This window comes from Pseudomonas fluorescens, from assembly GCF_900215245.1.
GTDB lineage: Bacteria > Pseudomonadota > Gammaproteobacteria > Pseudomonadales > Pseudomonadaceae > Aquipseudomonas > Aquipseudomonas fluorescens.
The window spans coordinates 69027-87920 of the sequence record NZ_LT907842.1; the positions used below are offsets into that span (position 1 = coordinate 69027).

General features: G+C 61.6%; 18 protein-coding genes and 1 pseudogene. 6 read left to right on the forward strand and 13 right to left on the reverse strand.

Going from position 1 to position 18894, the window contains the following annotated elements:
* Window positions 1-146: 146 nt before the first annotated feature.
* Window positions 147-878 carry a tRNA (adenine(22)-N(1))-methyltransferase gene (locus tag CPH89_RS00345; protein ID WP_053257131.1) on the reverse strand — a complete coding sequence of 244 codons (732 nt, stop codon included), beginning with the start codon at window positions 876-878 and terminating at the stop codon, window positions 147-149.
* A 24-nt stretch (window positions 879-902) separates the two neighbouring features.
* Window positions 903-1613 carry a FadR/GntR family transcriptional regulator gene (locus CPH89_RS00350; protein ID WP_053257132.1) on the reverse strand — a complete coding sequence of 237 codons (711 nt, stop codon included), beginning with the start codon at window positions 1611-1613 and terminating at the stop codon, window positions 903-905.
* A 338-nt stretch (window positions 1614-1951) separates the two neighbouring features.
* On the opposite strand from CPH89_RS00350, the gene CPH89_RS00355 reads away from it, so the two are divergent.
* Window positions 1952-3313: an MFS transporter gene (locus CPH89_RS00355; protein WP_053257133.1), complete on the forward strand. Its 1362-nt coding sequence runs from the start codon at window positions 1952-1954 to the stop codon at window positions 3311-3313.
* A 19-nt stretch (window positions 3314-3332) separates the two neighbouring features.
* Window positions 3333-4667 (forward strand): glucarate dehydratase, encoded by a 1335-nt coding sequence (gene gudD, locus CPH89_RS00360; RefSeq protein WP_053257134.1) that lies wholly within the window; start codon window positions 3333-3335, stop codon window positions 4665-4667.
* Here gudD and CPH89_RS00365 read toward each other — a convergent pair.
* The 4 genes and pseudogenes from CPH89_RS00365 to CPH89_RS00380 form a co-directional block, all read right to left on the reverse strand.
* Window positions 4636-5586, reverse strand: coding sequence for a DHH family phosphoesterase (locus tag CPH89_RS00365; protein WP_053257135.1), 951 nt, complete (start codon window positions 5584-5586; stop codon window positions 4636-4638). The genes gudD and CPH89_RS00365 overlap by 32 nt on opposite strands.
* A 133-nt stretch (window positions 5587-5719) precedes the next feature.
* Window positions 5720-6094 carry an addiction module antidote protein gene (locus tag CPH89_RS00370; RefSeq protein WP_053257136.1) on the reverse strand — a complete coding sequence of 125 codons (375 nt, stop codon included), beginning with the start codon at window positions 6092-6094 and terminating at the stop codon, window positions 5720-5722.
* Window position 6095: 1 nt separating this feature from the next.
* Window positions 6096-6398, reverse strand: a pseudogene (locus CPH89_RS00375) (type II toxin-antitoxin system RelE/ParE family toxin).
* Window positions 6399-6535: 137 nt separating this feature from the next.
* Window positions 6536-7459, reverse strand: a complete 924-nt coding sequence (locus tag CPH89_RS00380) for an ABC transporter substrate-binding protein (RefSeq protein ID WP_053257137.1) — start codon at window positions 7457-7459, stop codon at window positions 6536-6538.
* Window positions 7460-7731: 272 nt separating this feature from the next.
* Here CPH89_RS00380 and CPH89_RS00385 point away from each other — a divergent pair, with 272 nt between their 5' ends.
* Complete coding sequence (locus CPH89_RS00385; RefSeq protein ID WP_053257138.1) at window positions 7732-8970, forward strand: acyl-CoA dehydrogenase family protein; 1239 nt, start codon at window positions 7732-7734, stop codon at window positions 8968-8970.
* 71 nt (window positions 8971-9041) lie between these two features.
* Here CPH89_RS00385 and argE read toward each other — a convergent pair whose 3' ends face one another.
* From argE to CPH89_RS00420, 7 genes are all read right to left on the reverse strand, one after another.
* Window positions 9042-10193: an acetylornithine deacetylase gene (gene argE / locus CPH89_RS00390; protein WP_053257139.1), complete on the reverse strand. Its 1152-nt coding sequence runs from the start codon at window positions 10191-10193 to the stop codon at window positions 9042-9044.
* Window positions 10190-10867 carry a DUF1028 domain-containing protein gene (locus CPH89_RS00395; protein WP_053257140.1) on the reverse strand — a complete coding sequence of 226 codons (678 nt, stop codon included), beginning with the start codon at window positions 10865-10867 and terminating at the stop codon, window positions 10190-10192. Before CPH89_RS00395 ends, argE begins: the two co-directional genes overlap by 4 nt.
* A 10-nt stretch (window positions 10868-10877) precedes the next feature.
* Window positions 10878-11609, reverse strand: coding sequence for a class II aldolase and adducin N-terminal domain-containing protein (locus CPH89_RS00400; RefSeq protein ID WP_053257141.1), 732 nt, complete (start codon window positions 11607-11609; stop codon window positions 10878-10880).
* 50 nt (window positions 11610-11659) lie between these two features.
* Window positions 11660-12490 (reverse strand): ABC transporter substrate-binding protein, encoded by an 831-nt coding sequence (locus CPH89_RS00405; RefSeq protein WP_053257142.1) that lies wholly within the window; start codon window positions 12488-12490, stop codon window positions 11660-11662.
* Window positions 12491-12518: 28 nt separating this feature from the next.
* Window positions 12519-13391: a phytanoyl-CoA dioxygenase family protein gene (locus tag CPH89_RS00410; protein WP_053257143.1), complete on the reverse strand. Its 873-nt coding sequence runs from the start codon at window positions 13389-13391 to the stop codon at window positions 12519-12521.
* Window positions 13392-13418: 27 nt separating this feature from the next.
* Window positions 13419-14936, reverse strand: a complete 1518-nt coding sequence (locus CPH89_RS00415) for an amino acid ABC transporter permease/ATP-binding protein (RefSeq protein ID WP_053257144.1) — start codon at window positions 14934-14936, stop codon at window positions 13419-13421.
* Between the two features lie 320 nt (window positions 14937-15256).
* Window positions 15257-16231 carry a LysR family transcriptional regulator gene (locus CPH89_RS00420; protein ID WP_053257145.1) on the reverse strand — a complete coding sequence of 325 codons (975 nt, stop codon included), beginning with the start codon at window positions 16229-16231 and terminating at the stop codon, window positions 15257-15259.
* A 194-nt stretch (window positions 16232-16425) separates the two neighbouring features.
* Between CPH89_RS00420 and CPH89_RS00425 the strand changes: the two genes are divergently transcribed.
* From CPH89_RS00425 to CPH89_RS00435, 3 genes are all read left to right on the forward strand, one after another.
* Window positions 16426-16848, forward strand: coding sequence for a RidA family protein (locus CPH89_RS00425; protein ID WP_053257146.1), 423 nt, complete (start codon window positions 16426-16428; stop codon window positions 16846-16848).
* A 120-nt stretch (window positions 16849-16968) separates the two neighbouring features.
* Window positions 16969-17409, forward strand: coding sequence for a type II 3-dehydroquinate dehydratase (locus CPH89_RS00430; RefSeq protein ID WP_053257147.1), 441 nt, complete (start codon window positions 16969-16971; stop codon window positions 17407-17409).
* 78 nt (window positions 17410-17487) lie between these two features.
* Entirely contained in the window at window positions 17488-18738 is a 1251-nt protein-coding gene (locus CPH89_RS00435) for a flavin-containing monooxygenase (protein WP_053257148.1), read from the forward strand.
* The last annotated feature ends 156 nt before the right edge of the window (window positions 18739-18894 follow it).

The window sequence follows — 18894 nt, forward strand, 5'->3', positions numbered from 1 at the left end:
TCAAGGCAATAAAAAAGGCGCCGTGGGCGCCTTGGGGGGTGGTTCATTGAGTGATCAGAGGTTCTGATCAATCCGTGAGCACAAGCAACCGCGGCACCTGAGGGAAGGTCCGTGATGATGATGGCGGTTGCTTGGCGAAAATTCAGTCATGGGCTGATCCTGGCACAGTCCTGGGAACCATGACAAGCCAACAGCGCAGTAATCCAGCGTATGTGCTGGGCGATCTCTTCGCGCTTGTGCTCCGGCACGGCCTGACGCGCCTGCTCAAAGCCGGCCAGGGTCTTCTGCTTTTGGCGCAGCGTGCGCTGCCATTTGGCCAGGAACACCGGGCTACGCGCCTGCAGGTGCAGAGGGCCGAAGTACAGCTGTTCGGCGCTGTAGGTGACCGGCTCGGCACGCTCGGCGACGATGATCTCGTAGTAAAACCGGTTTTCCCGCAGCAGCTCCTCATGCAGGATCGGGTAGCCGTTGTCCATCAGCCACCGGCGCAAGGGTTGCTCGCCACCGTTGGGTTGCAGGATCAGGCGTTCGCGGCCACTCAAATGCGCCGCGCCGCTGGCGAGGATGTCGCGAATGGTCTCGCCGCCCATGCCGCAGAGGCTGATCGCGGTGATGCCGTCGCCTGGCTCGATGGCCGCCAGACCATCGGCCAGGCGCACGCGGATGTGCTGTGCCAGGCCGTTGTCGCGCACCGTGCGCTCGGCTGCGTAAAACGGTGTGGTCGCGACCTCTCCCGCCACCGCCGCCGTGATCACACCACGGCGCATCAGCGCCACCGGCAGGTAGCCGTGATCCGAGCCGATATCGGCCAGGCGCGCACCCAGCGGCACCTGCGCCGCCACGCGCTCCAGGCGCATGGACAATGTGTGTTCGTTCAACGGTTGTTCCTTATCACCACAAATTTACTCACCCGAAAACCGGTCCCGGCTGTTGGTCAGGTGCAACACCATGGCCGCCCGCGCCGCATCAGGGTCCTGACGCTTGATCGCATTGAAGATCGCCTCATGCTCCAGGTTTGCCAACTGCCCCAACTTGGCGAAATCCGCCCCGCCGCGTTCAACGCCCTTGACCTGAGTGCGCGGGATCATCGCATTGCCCAGGTGCAGCATGATCTCGGTAAAGAAGGTATTGCCGGTGGCCTCGGCGATCAGTTGATGAAAGCGTTTGTCCTCTTCCACGCAACTGTCGTGGTTGGCGAGCGAGGCCTGGTAGTCGTTCAGCGCCTCGCGCATGCGCGCCAGTTGCTCGTCACTCCGGCGCAGGGCGGCCAGCGCCACAGCCTGCACCTCAAGGCCCAGGCGCAGTTCGAGCATGTTACGCACGCTGGCGACGGTGTCCACATGCAAGCGCAAACCCTGCTGGGCATGCGGCTCCAGCACGAAGGTGCCGATGCCGTGACGCGTCTCCACCAGCCCGGAAGCCTGCAGCTTGGAAATCGCCTCGCGCACCACCGTGCGGCTCACGCCGTGCTCAAGCACGATGGTGGATTCCGACGGCAGTTTTTCACCCGGTTTGAGCTGCCCGAGCAGGATGCGCTGGGTCAGCGCGTCGACCACGCCCTGGGCCAGGTTATTGGGGCGTTTACGCACAAGGCTTGGGTTTTCAATGGGCATCATCGGCGTCCACGGGGTTGGGCTGATGGGAGCTTAACACCCTGTTTGGCGGCGCCGCTGGGTTGATTGATAAAGCACTCAACTTGTATGACAACCAACCTTAATGGGGCACACACCATTTTCTATACCGGAAGGTGCTCGCCCGCCTGAACCCTCTCAAAAAAAGTACAAAAGCCCTTTATTCATTGGCTAATAACCAATAAACCCAGTCAGCCAGCGGCCTTATAAGAACAAATACATTGCCGAGCGGATTGCGAATTCGCGAAATCAACTTGTATGATGTCTATCAACAAAACACGCAAACCCGCATAAAAATAAATCAGGGGGAGTTTTGAATTGTGAACAATTCAAGCCATGCATCTGTCGCTTCAGAACGTGATTCGGTCCTCACGCGCGCCGTGAGTAAAGTGAAGGGCCACGTGCTCCCGCTGTTCGTGATCATGTTCATCCTCAACTACATCGACCGAGTCAATATCGGCTTCGTGCGTACGCACATGGAGCATGACCTGGGCATCGGCGCAGCCGCCTACGGCCTCGGCGCCGGGCTGTTTTTCATTGGTTACGCGCTGTTTGAAGTGCCCTCCAACATGCTCCTGCAAAAGGTCGGCGCGCGAATCTGGCTGACCCGCATCATGTTCACCTGGGGCATCGTCGCCACACTGATGGCGTTCATCCAGAACGAAACCCAGTTCTATGTGCTGCGCTTTCTGTTGGGCGTGGCCGAGGCCGGCTTTTTCCCTGGGGTGATCTACTACTTCACCCGCTGGTTGCCGGGTGTGGAACGCGGCAAAGCGATTGCGATCTTCCTCAGCGGCTCGGCGGTTGCGTCGCTGATCTCCGGCCCATTGTCGGGGGCCTTGTTGCAAATCGAAGGCTTCGGCTTCCACGGCTGGCAATGGATGTTTGCGATTGAGGGCCTGGCGTCCGTCGCACTGGGGTTCTTCGTGTGGTTCTGGCTGGACTCCAAACCCCACGACGCCCAATGGCTGAGCCGCGAAGAACAGGACGCACTGGTGGGCGCCATCGACCAGGAACAGCGCGCGCGTGAAGCGCTGACCAGCGTCAAACCGACCCTCGGCAAGCTGCTCAAAGACCGCCAGATCCTGCTGTTCTGCGCCTTGTATTTCTGCATCCAGCTGACGATTTACGCCGCAACCTTCTGGCTGCCGAGCATCATCAAGAAGATGGGAGACCTGAGTGACGTGCAGGTCGGCCTGTTCAACTCGATCCCCTGGCTGATCTCAATCATCGCCATGTACGCCTTCGCTGCGCTGTCGGGCAAGTTCAAGTTCCAGCAAGCCTGGGTCGCCGCCGCGTTGTTGATTGCCGCAGCGGGTATGTTCATGTCCACCACCGGCGGGCCGATCTTCGCCTTTGTCGCGATTTGTTTTGCGGCCATCGGTTTCAAATCCGCTTCGTCGCTGTTCTGGCCAATCCCCCAGGGTTACCTGGACGTGCGCATCGCCGCCGCCGTGATTGCGCTGATCAACTCCATCGGCAACCTGGGCGGCTTCGTGGCCCCAACCACCTTCGGCTTTCTGGAACAGACCACGGGGTCGATCCAGGGCGGCCTTTACGGCCTGGCCGGCACCTCGGTGCTCGCCGCGATCCTGGTGTTCTTTGCCAAGACCTCGCCCTCTGCGGTGTTGACGTCACACAGCGGCGGGCCCACGGGCGCCCCGCTCAGCAAACCTCTTTAAGCTTATTCAGGAACTTGCCATGACCACGTCCAAGTCACCCATCGTCACCCATTTCCAAATCATTCCGGTGGCCGGCCACGACAGCATGCTGCTGAACCTGAGCGGCGCACACGGGCCGTTCTTCACGCGCAACATCGTGATTCTCAAAGACAGCTCGGGCAACACCGGCGTCGGTGAAGTGCCCGGTGGCGAGCGCATTCGCGAAACCCTGGAAGACGCGCGCAGCCTGGTGGTCGGCCAACCCATCGGCCAGTACCAGCGCATCCTCAACCAGATGCGTACCACCTTCGCCTCAAGGGACGCCGCCGGCCGTGGCCTGCAAACCTTTGACCTGCGCATCACCATTCATGCCGTCACCGCCATGGAAGCCGCGTTGCTCGACCTGCTGGGTCAATTCCTCGACGTGCCGGTGGCCGCCTTGCTCGGCGAAGGCCAGCAGCGCGACGCGGTAAAAATGCTCGGCTACCTGTTTTACGTGGGCGATCGCACCGCCACCGACCTGGCCTACCGCAACGAGGCCGACGCGGATGACGCCTGGTTTCGGTTGCGTCACGAAAAAGCCATGACCGCCGACGCGGTGGTGCGCCTGGCCGAAGCCGCCAAGGAAAAATACGGCTTCAACGACTTCAAGCTCAAGGGCGGTGTATTGAGTGGCGATGAAGAAATCGAAGCGGTGACGGCGCTGGCCGAACGGTTCCCGGATGCCCGTATCACCCTCGACCCGAACGGCGCATGGTCATTGCAAGAAGCCATCCGCCTGTGCCGCGATCAACACCACGTGCTTGCCTACGCCGAAGACCCCTGCGGTGCGGAACATGGCTACTCGGGCCGCGAAGTCATGGCTGAATTTCGCCGTGCCACGGGGCTGAAAACCGCGACCAACATGATCGCCACCGATTGGCGCGAAATGGGCCACGCCATCCAACTGCAATCGGTGGATATCCCGCTCGCCGACCCGCACTTCTGGACGATGCAAGGCTCGGTGCGCGTGGCGCAGATGTGCAATGACTGGGGCCTGACCTGGGGTTCGCACTCCAACAACCACTTCGATATTTCCCTGGCGATGTTCACTCAGGTGGCGGCAGCGGCGCCGGGCGAGATCACCGCCATCGACACTCACTGGATCTGGCAGGACGGCCAGCGCCTGACCCGCGAGCCGCTGAAAATCGAAGGCGGCTACGTGAAGGTGCCGGCCAAGCCAGGCCTGGGCGTGGAGATCGACATGGACGCCGTGGCCAAGGCCCACGCGCTGTACAAAGGCATGGGCCTTGGGGCACGGAATGACAGTGTGGCGATGCAGTACCTGATTCCGGGCTGGGTCTTCAACAACAAACAGCCTTGCCTGGTACGCTGAGTCCTTCGTCCATGGCAGCCAAGGCCAGCGTCACCAGCTCCTTGCGCTGCATGGCGAGCCCCAGCACCGCCAGCGCTCCTTGCCAATCGAGCGAGAGCAGCAGGCTCAACTTTTGCCGGCTGAGCAACGGCCCTGCCAGCCAATAGCTTTTGCGCTCGCGAATGCTGATGGCGTTCAACAACCAGTCTTCACTTTGCGTCGCCAGCCATTGTTCAATGGCTGCGCGATGCCGCTGGATCAACGCCTGCGCATCCCACACCGTCATCTGCGCGATAAGCCGCGGCACGTTGCGCGTGGCACTCATCTGTTTCATATCGGCTGCCAGGGCGTTCACCAGGTCGGCCTCGATCGCCACCTGGCATTCGCTGAAATAGCGCACCGGCCAATCAGCGGACAACCCCGCCCGCTGCGCGAGCACCTCGTATGCCCAGATATCCAGGGCGGTGGTCATTTTCCCGGTGAAGTTCAGGGTATTGTCCAGAATCGCCGTGGCCAACAATGCCGCGCTGTGTCGGCTGATCTGCGGCATCAGGCCGGATTTTTCCCACCGCTGGAATACCAGCGTCGCCGCTGCGCCGATTGCGCGAATATCGGCACCCGCGCCCAGCTTTTGCGCCCAATGGACCTCAAAGCCAGGATGATGGTCGATGACTTCCCGCACCTGTTCCAGCACCACACTCGGGTCGAAGTGATGGTAGTCAGAGACGTCCACCAACACGAACTCATCGCCGGCCGTGGGCCGGTAATCGTCCAGCGCCGCGTTCCAGTCGAGCACGCTCTTGCAGATACTGAAATTCAACGGTGCGCTGCTCACGGCACGCGCTTCAATGCCCTGGCGATTAAGCAGTTCGGCGTACGCAATACAGCAGGCGTACGCATCGATGTCCAGATAGGCCGAGCCGGAGGTCACTACCCTCATGATTGAATCTCCTTGAAGTGCAGCTCAGGCGCAGTCAGTTGCGGGGTGGTTCGGGGCTGAGGAAAATCGCATGAGCGCGTGACAAGAACATGACGGCAGGCAGAAAGATACGGTGGCCCTTGCCTTTTGCTGGCTATTGCCCGTTTTGCCGTGGCAATTTTTTAAGTGCGCTCGTTGCAACAGGTTGCACAGTGAGTTCCACGCCCAACGCCAGCATCAGCTTCTTGATGGTTTCAAAGCGCGTTTTTGAGCCGCCCTTGAGGGTTTTATACAGACTCTCCCGATTAACCCCTGCCGCCTCGGCAACCTTGTTAACGCCTTGGGCCTTGGCCACTTCGGCGAGCGCCTTCATGAGTATCTGCGAGTCTTGGGACTTAAGGCTTTGCGCCAGGTAAGCGCTGATGATTTCGGGGCTGTCCAGGAAGCGCGAAGCCTCATAGACATGGGTGCCTGATGTATCGAGATCGAGGATCGGCATGTCCTCGGGTTTGAATGTCGATTTGCTCATTTCATTGACCTCTCAGGGCATCGAGTATCTCTTTTGCCCGCTTGATTCCTCGCCTCTGATCGGTTTTATCGCTTCCCCACAGCATCAGGTAAGCGGTGATTCCCGTGCGCACAAACTACACCCTGTAGCCGGGCCCGACGAAGACACGCATTTCACTCAATCCATCGCCTACGGGTTCGCAATCGCCAAAATTGTTTTCCTCGGCTCGATCCAGCCGGGTCAGAATTGCAGTTTTTCCCCAAACATCCCTCATACCGTCGAGCCATGTATCAAACTCCGGCGTCCTGCCGATCAAATTAGTCACGTTTCACCTGTAGCCTACTGGCTACTCTTTGCTGATGCCAGTGATTTTTTATTCCGGCGCTTACCGGAATAAAAAACCCTAGCCCAGCCCCCGTGCCATCAGGCGGTCAATACTATTAGCGCTTGTTTCCCTCGCGTTTAAAGCGCCCGATCAAACAACGGCGTCACGTCATACCGCTGTTTGAGCATCTGCGCATCCACCAGGAAATCCGCCGTGGCCTGGGCCTCGCTGACAATCGTTGGCGAGATCGGCAGCACCTTGATCGCGTCACGCTTGAACCACACCTTGGCAATCTCCGGTGCGGACTGGTTGGCCTTCGACCATGCCTCGGCGTACTCATCAACGTGCGTGTTACTCCAGACCCGAGCACGCGTCAGGCGCGCGACAAAGTCTTTGATGAGCGCGCTTTTTTGCGCCAGCGCCGGTTCATACGCAACGATGTAGGTCGGTGCGCTCATCAAGCCCTTGGCAGTGCGGATCAGCGTGCTGCCTTCTTTCTCTTGCAACGACACATAGGGTTCCCAGGTGCCGAAGGCATCAATGTCGCCTTGGGTCAGTGCCAGGCTGGCTTCGGCCGGCAACAGGAATTTGAAGGTCACGCTGTTGCGCGGTACGCCGGCTTCATCCAGCGCTTTATAGGCCAGTTGCTGGCTCCATGAGCCGTTCCAGATCGCGACAGTCTTGCCTTTCAGGTCGGCCACCGAATGGATGCCTTTACGCGCGACGATGCCCACACCGTCAAGGCTGGTCTGGGTACTGGCCACCACTTTCACTGGCGCCCCATTAGCGGCGAGGCTGATCACCGGGGTGTCGCCGACAATCCCCACATCGAGCGCACCACTGGCAACCGCCGAGGCCACCGGGGAGCCGGTGTTAAAGCGCTTGAAGTCGATTGTGTACGGCAGGTCTTTGAGCTCGCCCGACAGTTCCAGGACGATGCGATTGGAGAAAAACTGATCGCCCACCGTCAGGGTCTGGGGCTCTGCCGCCGAGGCTGACGGGCCGTGCAGCGTTAGCGAAGCCAGGCCCAGCAGGGCGAGCAGTGTTTGACGATTGATCATGAAAGGCATCCACACGGTTAATGGCTGACTCAACCATCTGTGTGCATGCAGTCTGGTGAAGAGGGAAAGGTTTGGTCGGTCGCCGAGTGTGGCGCCCCTAGAAGCTATCGCAATAAAGGCGCGGTGATTAATACTGTTGAGCACTATCGATAGAACTGCCACGCAGCTCGATAGGTTTTTTCCGTATTAAAAACTTTGCCCGCTCTGAGTTAGGGTGACGCCACCAGACCACTGGACCCCGCGCCTGAATCCCTTTCTGCAAGGTCCATTGCATGTCGACTCCCGCTTTGAATATCTGGGGCTGTGCGCCCTCCGCCCGTTACGAACAACTGGCCGCACCGTTTCGCCCACTGTTTGCGCAGATCCTTGCGCAAGCCGCCGAGGCTGATCAAACCCGCGCCAGCCTGACCACCGTCATCCAACAACTGAATAAACTCGGGTTGCCCCGTTGGCGCTTACCCGTGAGTGAGGGTGGCCAGGACGCGACCCTGGTTGAACTGCTCGCGCTGCTCACCGAGTTGTCCGCCGCCGACTCCAACATCACCCAGGCCCTGCGCGGGCATTTTGGTTTTTGCGAGGACGTACTCTGCGCCAAGGACCGCGACTGGCGCGCCAAATGGCTGCACCGACTCGGCCAGGGCGTGCTGCTCTCCCCAGGCAGCACGGAAGTCGGCAACCAGGCCCGCGGCGATTTCGAGACCCGCCTGCACCGCGATGCACAGGGCAGATTGCGCATCAGCGGCAAAAAGTTCTACACCACCGGCGCGCTCTACAGTGACCTGATCAACACCATCGCCACGGGCGAGGACGGCACGGTGTACAGCGTGGTGGTCGACCTCAACGCCCCTGGCGTGCAGATCATCGACGACTGGAACGGCTTCGGCCAACGCCTCACCGCCAGCGGTACGTGCGTCTTTGACAACGTGCCGGTAGAAGACGACCTGCGCCCCACACACCAGCGCTTCGGCTACGGCCAATCCTTCTTCCAGATCTACCACCTCAGCACCCTCGCCGGCATCGCCCGCCGCGCGGCATTGAGCGGTGCGCAAGAACTCAGCCAGCGCGCCCGCACCTTCACCACCGGCAACGCCGACACCGCCGCGCACGACGTGCAACTGCTGCAAGTGATCGGCGAAGTCGCCAGCCAGGCGTATGCCGCGCAAGCCATCAGCCAGCAAGCGGCGCAGCGCCTGGAGACGACTGCGCAATATGTGATCGCCCACGAGCAACCGCTGCATGACGACGACCCGCAGGTGGCGCTGGCGGAATTGGAGGTGTGCCTGGCGGTGAACCCGGTGGTCGACGCAACGCTCGCCGCGACCACCGCGCTGTTCGACGCGCTGGGCGCCAGTGCAACGGCGAGCAACAAGGCGCTGGACCGGCTATGGCGCAATGCGCGCACATTGGCGAACCACAATCCACGGGTGTACAAGTCGCGGATTGTCGGCCATTACCTGGTCAATGGCGTGCTGCCGCCGGCGCAGTGGCGGGTGGGTGTGGCCAAGGCTTGAGCCTTGCTCGGTTGCAGCCACACCACCGGGCAAAGGTGGTCAGCCGTGCATGGCTTCGGCAGGCGCTGAAGTCAGCGGCTGACAAATGCCACCACCCGCGCGAGCATCCGATCACACGCCGCCAACTGTTCCAGGCTGATGAATTCATCCGGCTTATGCCCCTGCGCCATACTGCCCGGCCCGCACACCACGGTCGGGATACCGGCCTGATCAAACAACCCGCCTTCAGTGCCGAAGGCCACCGTGCCATACGCCGCCGAACCACAAAACTCGGCAACCCAGGCCGCCGCCTGGCTTTCGGCCGAGGTGGCCAGGCCCGGGTAACTCGACAGTTCGCTGAAGCTGATCGCGCACTGCTCGCTCACTGCCTGCATCGCCGGCAACACGCGGTGTTCGGCGTAGCCGCGTAACGCGTCCGCCACGTGCCAGGGGTCCTGGGCTGGCAGCGCGCGCACTTCAAACTCAAACGTGCAATTTTGCGGGACGATATTCAGCGCTTTGCCGCCGTTTATCAGGCCGGTTTGAACCGTGGAAAACGGCGGGTCAAATCGCGGGTCAAGGTGCTGCGGCGCCTTGAGCGTTTCACCGAGGCGCACCAGTTCACCGATCAACTGCGCGGCGTATTCGATGGCGTTGACCCCGGACGGCGCGTAGGCCGAATGGCATGCCGCACCATGCACTTCGCAGCGCAACGCCAGCTTGCCCTTGTGACCCAGCACCGGCTTGAGTTCGGTCGGCTCACCGATCACGCACAGCAGCGGCTTGACCGGCTGCGCGTGGAACCTCTCGATCAACGCGCGTACGCCCAGGCAGCCAACCTCTTCGTCATAGGACAGCGCGATATGCACCGGCATCCGCAACGGCGCCTGCACCAGCGCCGGCACCTGAGCCAGTACACACGCGATGAAGCCCTTCATATCGGCCGTGCCACGGCCATACAACTTGCCGTCCTGTTCCGTGAGGTCGAACGGCGCGACCGTCCAATGCTGGCCATCCACCGGCACCCCATCCGTGTGGCCGGACAACACAATGCCGGGCAGCCCGGCCGGGCCGATGGTTGCCAGGAGGTTGGCCTTGCTCTTTTGCTCATTGAACAGCAGCTCAGAGGCCACCCCGTGGCCTTGCAAATAGGTGCGCACGAAGTCGATCAAGGCCAGGTTGGATTCACGGCTGGTGGTATCAAAGCGCACCAGGTGCGCCAGCAGCTCACGGCTGTTGCTCATCGGTCATCTCCCGGCACCGCATAGCCCGGTGCGTGTTGCGGGTTGATGGCGCGGTCGATGTAGTCCTGCAGTTGGCCGCGATAGGCCTGCCAGAGTTGGTCGAGGGCACCGATCGGGTCTTCATCGGCCCAGTCCACGCGCAAATTGACGATCGGCCATAGCAGGTCGTCGACCACCACCAGGGCGGCCGAATGCACCGGGCCGGCCTCGCCGCCGCTGGCCTGCCCGGCGTGCAGTGCGGCCAGCAAGCGTTCGGCAAGCTGCCCGGGGGCGCGTTCGAAAGCACGCACCATGGCGTCGATCACGCCAGCATCAGCCAGCATATTGCCCGCCGCCACGCACTGCTCACCGCTCTGCGCCGCATGAAGGCCGAGGGTGTGTGCACCGCTGAAATGCGCAGTACGGCCGTGATGATCAATCACCGTGACCTGGCGATATTGGCTATGTGCCTGACCGGCGATGACCTGCGCCAGCGCCTCACTCGGCGCCACGCCCTGCCCGAGCACGTCGAGAATCTGCGGGCCCAGGCTCGGCAAGGTGATGTTCTGCGACGCCACCGCGCCCACACCGGGGCGCAGCCACGGGCAACGCGCGCCCACGGCAATGCTTGAAGAGCTGATCGCAATGCCCAACTGGCCGGTCTCGGCGCAGCGAGCCACAACGGAAAACGTCATAAAAAAGCCCTCAGTCGAGCACCGAAGGGTCGGCGTCGATCATCAACTGCTTCATTTCTTCAAAGTGCTGCCGGGAAAAATCCGCGATACCTTCCCAGCCCCGTGCGGTTTTTTCCGCCACTTCATCCGACAGCACCCGCAGCGGCTGGCCGGTGGACCACGCCGTCACCAGAATCTGGCAGGCCCGCTCCAGGGTCCAGATGTCGTCGAAGGCCTCACCGATAGACGCCGCCGTCACCATCACACCGTGGTTACCCATCAACAAACGACGTTTGCCATCGAGCAAGCCGGCCAGGCGCGCGCCCTCGGCTTCGGTGTCCGCCATGCCGCCATACAATTCGTCCACGGCCACACGGTTGAAGTACCGCGCGGTGTTCTGGTCAATCGGCGGCACATGCGGCCTGGCCAGGCACGCCACTGCCGTGGTGTAGACCGGGTGCAAGTGCAACACCGCGCGGGTTTGCGGCAGCAGGCGGTGAATCTGCCCGTGGATGGACCAGGCGGTGGCGTCCACATTCGGGTGCTCGGCGCTGGCAGGATCGTCGGCGTTCAACAGCAACAGGTCACTGGCACGCATACGCGAAAAGTGCTTCCACTTCGGGTTGAGCAAAAACTGTTTGCCATCGGCCGACACGGCGGCGCTGAAGTGGTTGGCCACCGCTTCGTGCATGCCCACATGCGCAATGATGCGAAAGGTCGCCGCCAGGTCGATGCGCGTCTGTTCTTCAAGGGATAACGCCATGAATCGGTCTCCGCAAGGCGCGACCGCAAGGCTGCGGCCGCGCGCCAGGCTTACTGGGGCATCAGCGCCGCGATGTCGGCGTCGGTTGGGGCCTCAAAGTTGTACTTCTTGAGCAAGGCCGCGTATTCCGGGGTGGCGCGGTATTTTTCCAGCCCCTCGAGCAGGGCTTTCTTCACCGTGTCATTGCCCTTCTTCACGCCAAAGCCGTTCAGCACCGGGTAGATCAGGGTGTCGGAAGAAATCACCACGCGGCTGCCCAGTTTGTCGACCACACCACGGGCCACGGCGGCGTCGGTGATCTGCGCTTCCACCGCGTGGGCCAGCAACGCCTGAGTGGTTTGCGGGTCGGTGCTGTATTCGCTGATCTGAATCGGCTTCAACCCCTTGGCGACGCAATAGTCAGTCGACAACTTGTTCATCTGCGCCAGCCATGACGTGGCGCCCATGGAGCCGATCTTGTGGCCGCAGAACTCTTCCGGGGTCTTGGGCTGGAAGGCGCTGTCCTTGAGGGTGAGGATCGACTCGCCGCTTTTCAGGTACGGGATCATGTCGATGACTTTGACCCGCTCTGCCGTGATGTACATCGACGAGTTGGTCAGGTCGAACCGCCCGGCCTGCAGGCCAGTGATCAGGTTGGGAAAACGCGTGTCGAGGGTCTCGACCTTGCGGCCCATGACCTTGCCCAGGCCGTCCATAAACTCGATATCAAAGCCGGCGGGTTTGTTGTTGTCCATGTACTCATAGGGAAAGAACGTCACATCGGAACCGGCGATAAGCTTGCCTTCCTGCTGGAACGCCGAAGCCGCCAAGGAGGTCAGTGCAACCGCAGCGCCCAGCAGGCACACGGCAAGAGGGCGAACACTTTGTTTGGATGCTGTCATGGTCATTACCTGCAAGGGTTTCAGGGGGTTAGGCAGTCGCGGAATCTTGGCCGGCCTGTTGCACAAAAAAGGACGCGCCACGGGGTTTTTGCGGCAAGCGCATCTGGTTGTTGGTGGCGCGCACCCAACCACTTTCTTCACCGGCCACCAACCGGCCGGCGTGTGCACTGGGCAGCGGGTTTTCGCCAAATGGCAGCGCGTCTTCAGCGGCGTATACGCTGATAAACAGGGTGCGCGGCAGTTCGGTCTCGTTAGGGCTTGATGCATGTAAAAGGCGCGTGTGCATGAAGCACACCGAGCCGGCCGGGCCGTAACAGGCGACCGGTTGCTGGCAGTGTTCTTCGACCACCGCATCCTCCACCGAACCGGTGAACCGTTGGTTCTGCCAGTGCGACCAGAGCGGGCCTTTGTGGCTGCCGGGGATCACATTCAGCGGACCGTTTTGCGGGGTCACTTCACTGACCATCAGCAGGGCCGTCACAATGTCGTCGTTGCTGTGGGGCGTGAACAGAAAGTCCTGGTGCCACTTCACCTGGGTCGCGGTGTGCGGCAGTTTCGAATTGATTTTGCTGTGATGAAAACGCGCGCCGCCCGCGCCGATCAACTGCGCAGAAATCGCGGCCATCCGCGAGTGCAACGCCACGCGCTCATACACCGGGGAAATCTCGGTGGGCGAACTCACCCGGCGCAATGACGGGTGATCCGGGCGGTGGTCGCCTTCCAGGTCAAAGCGGGCGCGACCGTCCAGCGTGGCGCCCCACCCCTGGTCGTGGCTGCGGCTCTCTTCCACCCACTGGTCAAAGTCATGTTGCAACGCGGCCACGTCGTTTAGCGACAGCACGCCTTCTACCACCAGGAATCCGTCGCGCTGGAACTGTTCGATTTGAGCTTGCTCGATCATAGTGTTGTGTCCTGAACGTTAACGAGATCACGCCAGCGAGACGTCCTTGAGGAACGCCTCCACGCGTGGGTTGTGGCCGCTGCGCAACGCCTGCGGGGTGTCGTCGCACACCACACGGCCTTTCTCCATGAACACGATGCGGTCGGAGACCTTGAAGGCGAAGTTCATCTCGTGGGTGACGATCACCATGGTGATGCCCTCCCCGGCCAGGGCTTCGATGACCTGCAGCACTTCGTTGACTTTTTCGGGGTCGAGCGCCGAGGTGGGCTCGTCGAACAGCATGATTTGCGGGCGCATCATCAAGGCGCGGGCGATGGCCACACGCTGTTGCTGGCCGCCGGACAACTGGTGCGGGTACTTCCAGGCGTGGTCGAGCATGCCCACCTTGTGCAACAGCGCGTAGGCCTGTTGCTTGAGCGCGTCGGTACGCCCCAGGCGATGGTATTTGGGCGCCATCAGCAGGTTGTCGAGCACACTCAAATGCGGGAACAGGTTGAAGCTCTGGAACACCATGCCGATGTTCAGGCGATGCTCGGCGTGCTCGACGTACTCGGGTTTCTGCGCGCCGACTTTGTTGAGGTGAATGAACGGCTGGCCATTGATCGTGATCTCGCCGTTGTCCAGCTGTTCAAGGCCATTGAGCAGGCGGATCAACGTGGTCTTGCCGGAGCCGGACGGGCCGATCACCGACACCACTTCACCCGGCTGAATCTGCAAATTGACCGAGCCCAGCACTTCAATATCGTTGTAAGCCTTGTGCAACCGCGTGGCTTGCAACGCCGATGCACCGGTGCTCGCCGGACGCTGCAACGCCGGGCCCTGTTGCGTGGCCAGGGCCAGCACCGCCGCGTCCGGCACACGGGACACGTTGCGTTGGTTGACGTCGAGAAAGCGCTCCAGGCGCTTGAGCAAAAAATCGAACACAGTGACGATCAACACATAGAAGAACGCCACCGCCGCCATGGTTTCGATCACCAGGAAGTTCTGCGAATACAGGCGCTGGCCGACCATCAGGATTTCGGTCAGCGAGATCACCGACACCAGCGACGTGAGCTTGACGATCGAGATGTATTCGTTGGCCAGCGACGGCAACGCCACCCGCAAGGCCTGGGGAATGACCACGCGCCACTGGGTGCCGAAGAACTTCAAGCCGAGCGCCCGCGCCGCCTCGCCCTGCCCTTTGGGAATCGACAGCAAACCGCCGCGATGGATCTCGGCCACATACGCCGTTTCGCAAATCACCAGCGCCAACAGGCCGGACCAGAACGGGTCGGCGAGCACCGCCGACGTGCCGGGCAGCGCCTGGGGCAAGTTGTAGATAAAGATCAGCAGCACCAGCAACGGCAAGCTGCGGAACAACCAGATATAGCCACGGGCCGGCAGGCTGAGCAGCGGCTGTTTGGATTGCTTGGCCAACGCCAACAGAAAGCCCAGGGCAATGCTTAAGAGCCAGGTCAGGGTGCTGAGCTTGATCACCGTCCATGTGGCTCGCCAGAACTCGGCGTCGCCGAGCAAACCAAACAGGTAGTTCCAGTCGAATGTCATCGTCGCGGTGCCTTGAACTCAAAAGAAGTTGATCTGCATCGATGGGATGAGAGTCGTGGGGGGAGGCACTTGGGGTCAATTCGTAAAACCCGGCCCACTGGGTAGGCAGAACCTATGCAGCCAGGAAACACCGACATTCCCGTGTGGCCGCTGGCTTGCCTGCGATGGCATCAGCTGAGTGGACCTGCCACACCTCGGTGCCTGTATCGCAGGCAAGCCAGCTCCCACACTGAACAGGTGGTGCTGGAAGGTTTACGCCCTGCCCGAAACAGTGCGCGCCTGGATGCGCCACACCGCGCCCGCCACCTTTTGGTGCAAACTCAGCTCACACCACCCAGCACCCGCACCGCATGCGGGTCAAAAAAGCTCGGCGGGGCCATGCCGGGGATGTACTGGTCGGACACAAACAGCCGGCAGCGCTCGGCAAACGCCGCCACCACGCGCGGCAGCTGCGTGTTGCTCGCCGTGGCGTAGCCCAGCCGCATCGGCCGATGGGCGCCGGCCAGGCGCAGGCGAATCACGCGCTTGCCATCCTGGGACAGGTTCGATTTGGGCCGTGCATTGGCAAACGAATAACCAATGCCATTGCCCACCATCGCCCGCACCGTTTCGAGGTTGGTGGAGCGCATGATGATGTTTGGCGTGGTGCCCGCCTGCATGAACAGGCTGAGGAAATAGTCGCGGCTCCAGGGCGTGTCGAGCAACACCACCGGATACGCCTCAAGGTCCTGCATGCTCACCGCCGGCAGGTTCGCCAGCGGGTGATACTCGCCGACCATCACATACGGCGGCAGGTGCGCCAGGGGTTGGAAGTCGATGTCCGGGCTGGTCACCAGGTCGTAGGTCAGCGCGATGTCCAGCTCGCCGCTGCGCAGTTTTTCCAGCAGTTCCTCATGGTTGCCTTCGGCCTGGGTCAGCCGCACGCCAGGAAACGCACGGCCAAACCCGAACACCAACTCGGGCGTGATCATCGGCGCCAGCGACTCCAGGCAGCCCACCCGCAACGGCCCACGCACAGTGTTCAACGACTCCGAGGCGATGGTGTAGAGGTTGGTCATCTGCTCCAGAATCAGCTTGGCCTCCTGCATCACCTGGCGCCCCACCGCCGTGAGGGAAATACCCTGCGCGTGGTGCCGAATAAACAGCTGAATGCCCAGCTCGGCTTCCATATGAGTGATGGCCGCCGAGATGGAAGGCGACGACACATGGATGCGTTCAGCCGCAGCACTGATGCTGCCGGCCTCTCCCGACGCCACAAAATACTCCAGTTGACGCTGAGTAATCCGACTGAGCATTACGCCTGCCCCTCAACAATGACTGTAGGGGTCGCGTTGCAGGGTTCGTGCCGGGTCATCGCCGGCCCTGCGCTGTGCCGATGAGGGGCACAGGCTTCGGTTTTTCCTAAGCACTACCCCGCGCAAATGCTGGTTTCGCGAGAACGAGGGCGATGTGAAGCTTGTTTCATCCCGCGTTCGATGAGTTGCCCGCCATGCCCACCCACACCCGCATCCGCATGTTCAACACCCGCCAGACCTACCCTAACCAGGCGCTGGACAACGACCTGTGCCAGGCCGTGCGCGCCGGCAATACCGTTTATGTGCGCGGCCAGATCGGCACCGATTTCGACGGCAACCTGGTCGGCCTCGGCGACCCACGCGCCCAGGCCGAACAGGCGATGAAAAACGTCAAGCAACTGCTTGAAGAGGCAGGCTCCGACCTGTCGCATATCGTCAAAACCACCACCTACCTGATCGACCCGCGTTACCGCGAGCCGGTGTATCAGGAAGTGGGTAAATGGCTCAAAGGCGTGTTCCCGATTTCCACCGGCCTGGTGATTTCCGGCCTGGGCCAGCCGGAATGGTTGATGGAAATCGATGTGATCGCCGTTGTGCCGGATGACTGGAGCGTATGAAAGCGATGATTGCCCGCGAGCCGGGCGGGCCTGACGTGCTGCACCAGGTAGTGCGCCGGGTGCCGACGCCCCAGGCAGGCACAGTGCTGCTGACCGTCGCCCATTAATAGGGAGAGCCCCATGCCCCACCGCGTGTTTTTCCTCAATGGGCCGAACGCCAACCTCTACGGGCTGGACAAACACGGCACCTACGGCAGCGAGAGTTTCGCCAGCATCGAAGCGCGCTGCCAGCACCACGCCGCCGGGCTGGGCCTGGCCCTGGACTTTCGCCAAAGCAACCACGAAGGCGTGCTGGTGGACTGGATTCAAGAGGCCCGGCTGCACGCCGACGCCATCGTGATCAACGCCGCCGGGCTCACCTACAGCTCCGTGCCGATCCTCGACGCACTGCTGACGTTCGACGGCCCGATCATCGAAGCGCACATGAGCAACATCTGGCAGCGCGAGCACTTCAGGCATCACTCCTACGTGTCCAAGGCCGCCACCGGCGTGATCGCCGGGTTGGGGGCGTTGGGTTATGAACTGGCACTGACGGCGCTGGCCGCGTTGCTCAAACCGTAAATACCGGCTCGAAAACACCGCCAGCTTCCACACGGGATCTTCGGTGTTAAGACAACCCCTTACTCTCAGGAAACGCCTATGTCCGTCGAAACAATCAACACGCTGGTAGTCGGCGCAGGCCAGGCCGGCGTCGCCATGAGCGAACACCTGTCCCTGATGGGTGTGCCCCACATCGTGCTGGAACGCCACCGCATCGCCGAACGCTGGCGCTCGGAGCGTTGGGATTCGCTGGTCGCCAACGGCCCGGCCTGGCACGACCGCTTTCCGGGGCTGACATTCGAAGGCATCTCGCCCGAAGCCTTCCCGCCCAAAGAGCGCATGGCCGACTACTTCGAAGCCTATGTTAAAAAATTGCAGGCCCCCGTGCGCACCGGTGTGGAAGTCCAACACGTGGAACGCCACGTGGGCCGCCCCGGCTTCAAAGTCACCACCTCCGCAGGCGTGATCGAGGCCAATAATGTCGTGGCTGCCACCGGCCCGTTCCAGCGCCCGTCGATGCCGGCTATCGTTCCCGCCACGGCGCCGGTGCACCAACTGCACTCCTCGGCCTACAAGAATCCTGCTCAGCTGCCCGAAGGCGCAGTGCTGGTAGTGGGCGCCGGCGCCTCCGGCTCACAAATCGCCGAAGAACTGCAAAAGGCCGGCAGGACCGTGTACCTCTCCGTGGGCGAACACTACCGCCCGCCCCGCGCCTACCGCAGCCGCGACTACTGCTGGTGGCTTGGCGCCCTGGGCTTGTGGGACGAAGTCAAAATACAGCCGAAGAAAAAGCACGTGGCCTTTGCCGTCAGCGGCTACGAAGGCGGTAAGACCGTCGACTTCCGCCGCCTGGCGCACCAAGGCATCAACCTGGTCGGCGTGACGCGCAGCTGGGACGGCGGCGTGATGACCTTTGCACCGGGCCTGGCCGACAACGTGGCGGAAGGCGACCGCGCCTACTTTGATGTACTGCGCGACGCCGACGCCTACATCGAAGCCAACGGTCTGGCGTTCCCCCTCGAACCGCAAGCCTGGCAGCTGCTGCCCGACCCGGACTGCCTGGTTAACCCGATCCTGAGCCTGGACCTCGCCGAGGCCGGCGTGACCAGCATTCTCTGGGCCACCGGCTTCACGTTCGATTTCAGTTGGTTGAAGGTCGATGCGTTCGACGAAAAAGGCGAGCCGTTTCACAAGCGCGGGATCTCGGCACAAAGCGGGATTTATTTCCTCGGCCTGCCGAACCTGGTGAACCGCGCGTCGTCGTTTATCTATGGGGTTTGGCACGACGCGAAGTACGTGGCCGATCATATTGTTTTGCAGAATGCGTACATGTCCTACAACAAGCCCTGAAACAGCAAGGTCCGAGGCGACAGCGCCTTGCTCCCTTGCCTACGCTTGCGTCAGAATCCGCCGGCTTGTGCGCTTGAGTGGGCGTCTCTAAGGTTGCTCGGTCGCTGAACACTCAGTGATCGGGTTTAGTAGCCTGGGGTTATTCCAGTCAGTGCA

Excerpts from the sequence above, each read along its gene's own strand:
- CPH89_RS00350 (WP_053257132.1), bottom strand. The coding sequence starts at position 1,613 with ATGCCCATTGAAAACCCAAGCCTTGTGCGTAAACGCCCCAATAACCTG.
- gudD (WP_053257134.1), top strand. The coding sequence starts at position 3,333 with ATGACCACGTCCAAGTCACCCATCGTCACCCATTTCCAAATCATTCCG.
- CPH89_RS00365 (WP_053257135.1), bottom strand. The coding sequence starts at position 5,586 with ATGAGGGTAGTGACCTCCGGCTCGGCCTATCTGGACATCGATGCGTAC.
- CPH89_RS00370 (WP_053257136.1), bottom strand. The coding sequence starts at position 6,094 with ATGAGCAAATCGACATTCAAACCCGAGGACATGCCGATCCTCGATCTC.
- CPH89_RS00380 (WP_053257137.1), bottom strand. The coding sequence starts at position 7,459 with ATGATCAATCGTCAAACACTGCTCGCCCTGCTGGGCCTGGCTTCGCTA.
- CPH89_RS00385 (WP_053257138.1), top strand. The coding sequence starts at position 7,732 with ATGTCGACTCCCGCTTTGAATATCTGGGGCTGTGCGCCCTCCGCCCGT.
- argE (WP_053257139.1), bottom strand. The coding sequence starts at position 10,193 with ATGAGCAACAGCCGTGAGCTGCTGGCGCACCTGGTGCGCTTTGATACC.
- CPH89_RS00395 (WP_053257140.1), bottom strand. The coding sequence starts at position 10,867 with ATGACGTTTTCCGTTGTGGCTCGCTGCGCCGAGACCGGCCAGTTGGGC.
- CPH89_RS00400 (WP_053257141.1), bottom strand. The coding sequence starts at position 11,609 with ATGGCGTTATCCCTTGAAGAACAGACGCGCATCGACCTGGCGGCGACC.
- CPH89_RS00405 (WP_053257142.1), bottom strand. The coding sequence starts at position 12,490 with ATGACAGCATCCAAACAAAGTGTTCGCCCTCTTGCCGTGTGCCTGCTG.
- CPH89_RS00410 (WP_053257143.1), bottom strand. The coding sequence starts at position 13,391 with ATGATCGAGCAAGCTCAAATCGAACAGTTCCAGCGCGACGGATTCCTG.
- CPH89_RS00415 (WP_053257144.1), bottom strand. The coding sequence starts at position 14,936 with ATGACATTCGACTGGAACTACCTGTTTGGTTTGCTCGGCGACGCCGAG.
- CPH89_RS00420 (WP_053257145.1), bottom strand. The coding sequence starts at position 16,231 with ATGCTCAGTCGGATTACTCAGCGTCAACTGGAGTATTTTGTGGCGTCG.
- CPH89_RS00425 (WP_053257146.1), top strand. The coding sequence starts at position 16,426 with ATGCCCACCCACACCCGCATCCGCATGTTCAACACCCGCCAGACCTAC.
- CPH89_RS00430 (WP_053257147.1), top strand. The coding sequence starts at position 16,969 with ATGCCCCACCGCGTGTTTTTCCTCAATGGGCCGAACGCCAACCTCTAC.
- CPH89_RS00435 (WP_053257148.1), top strand. The coding sequence starts at position 17,488 with ATGTCCGTCGAAACAATCAACACGCTGGTAGTCGGCGCAGGCCAGGCC.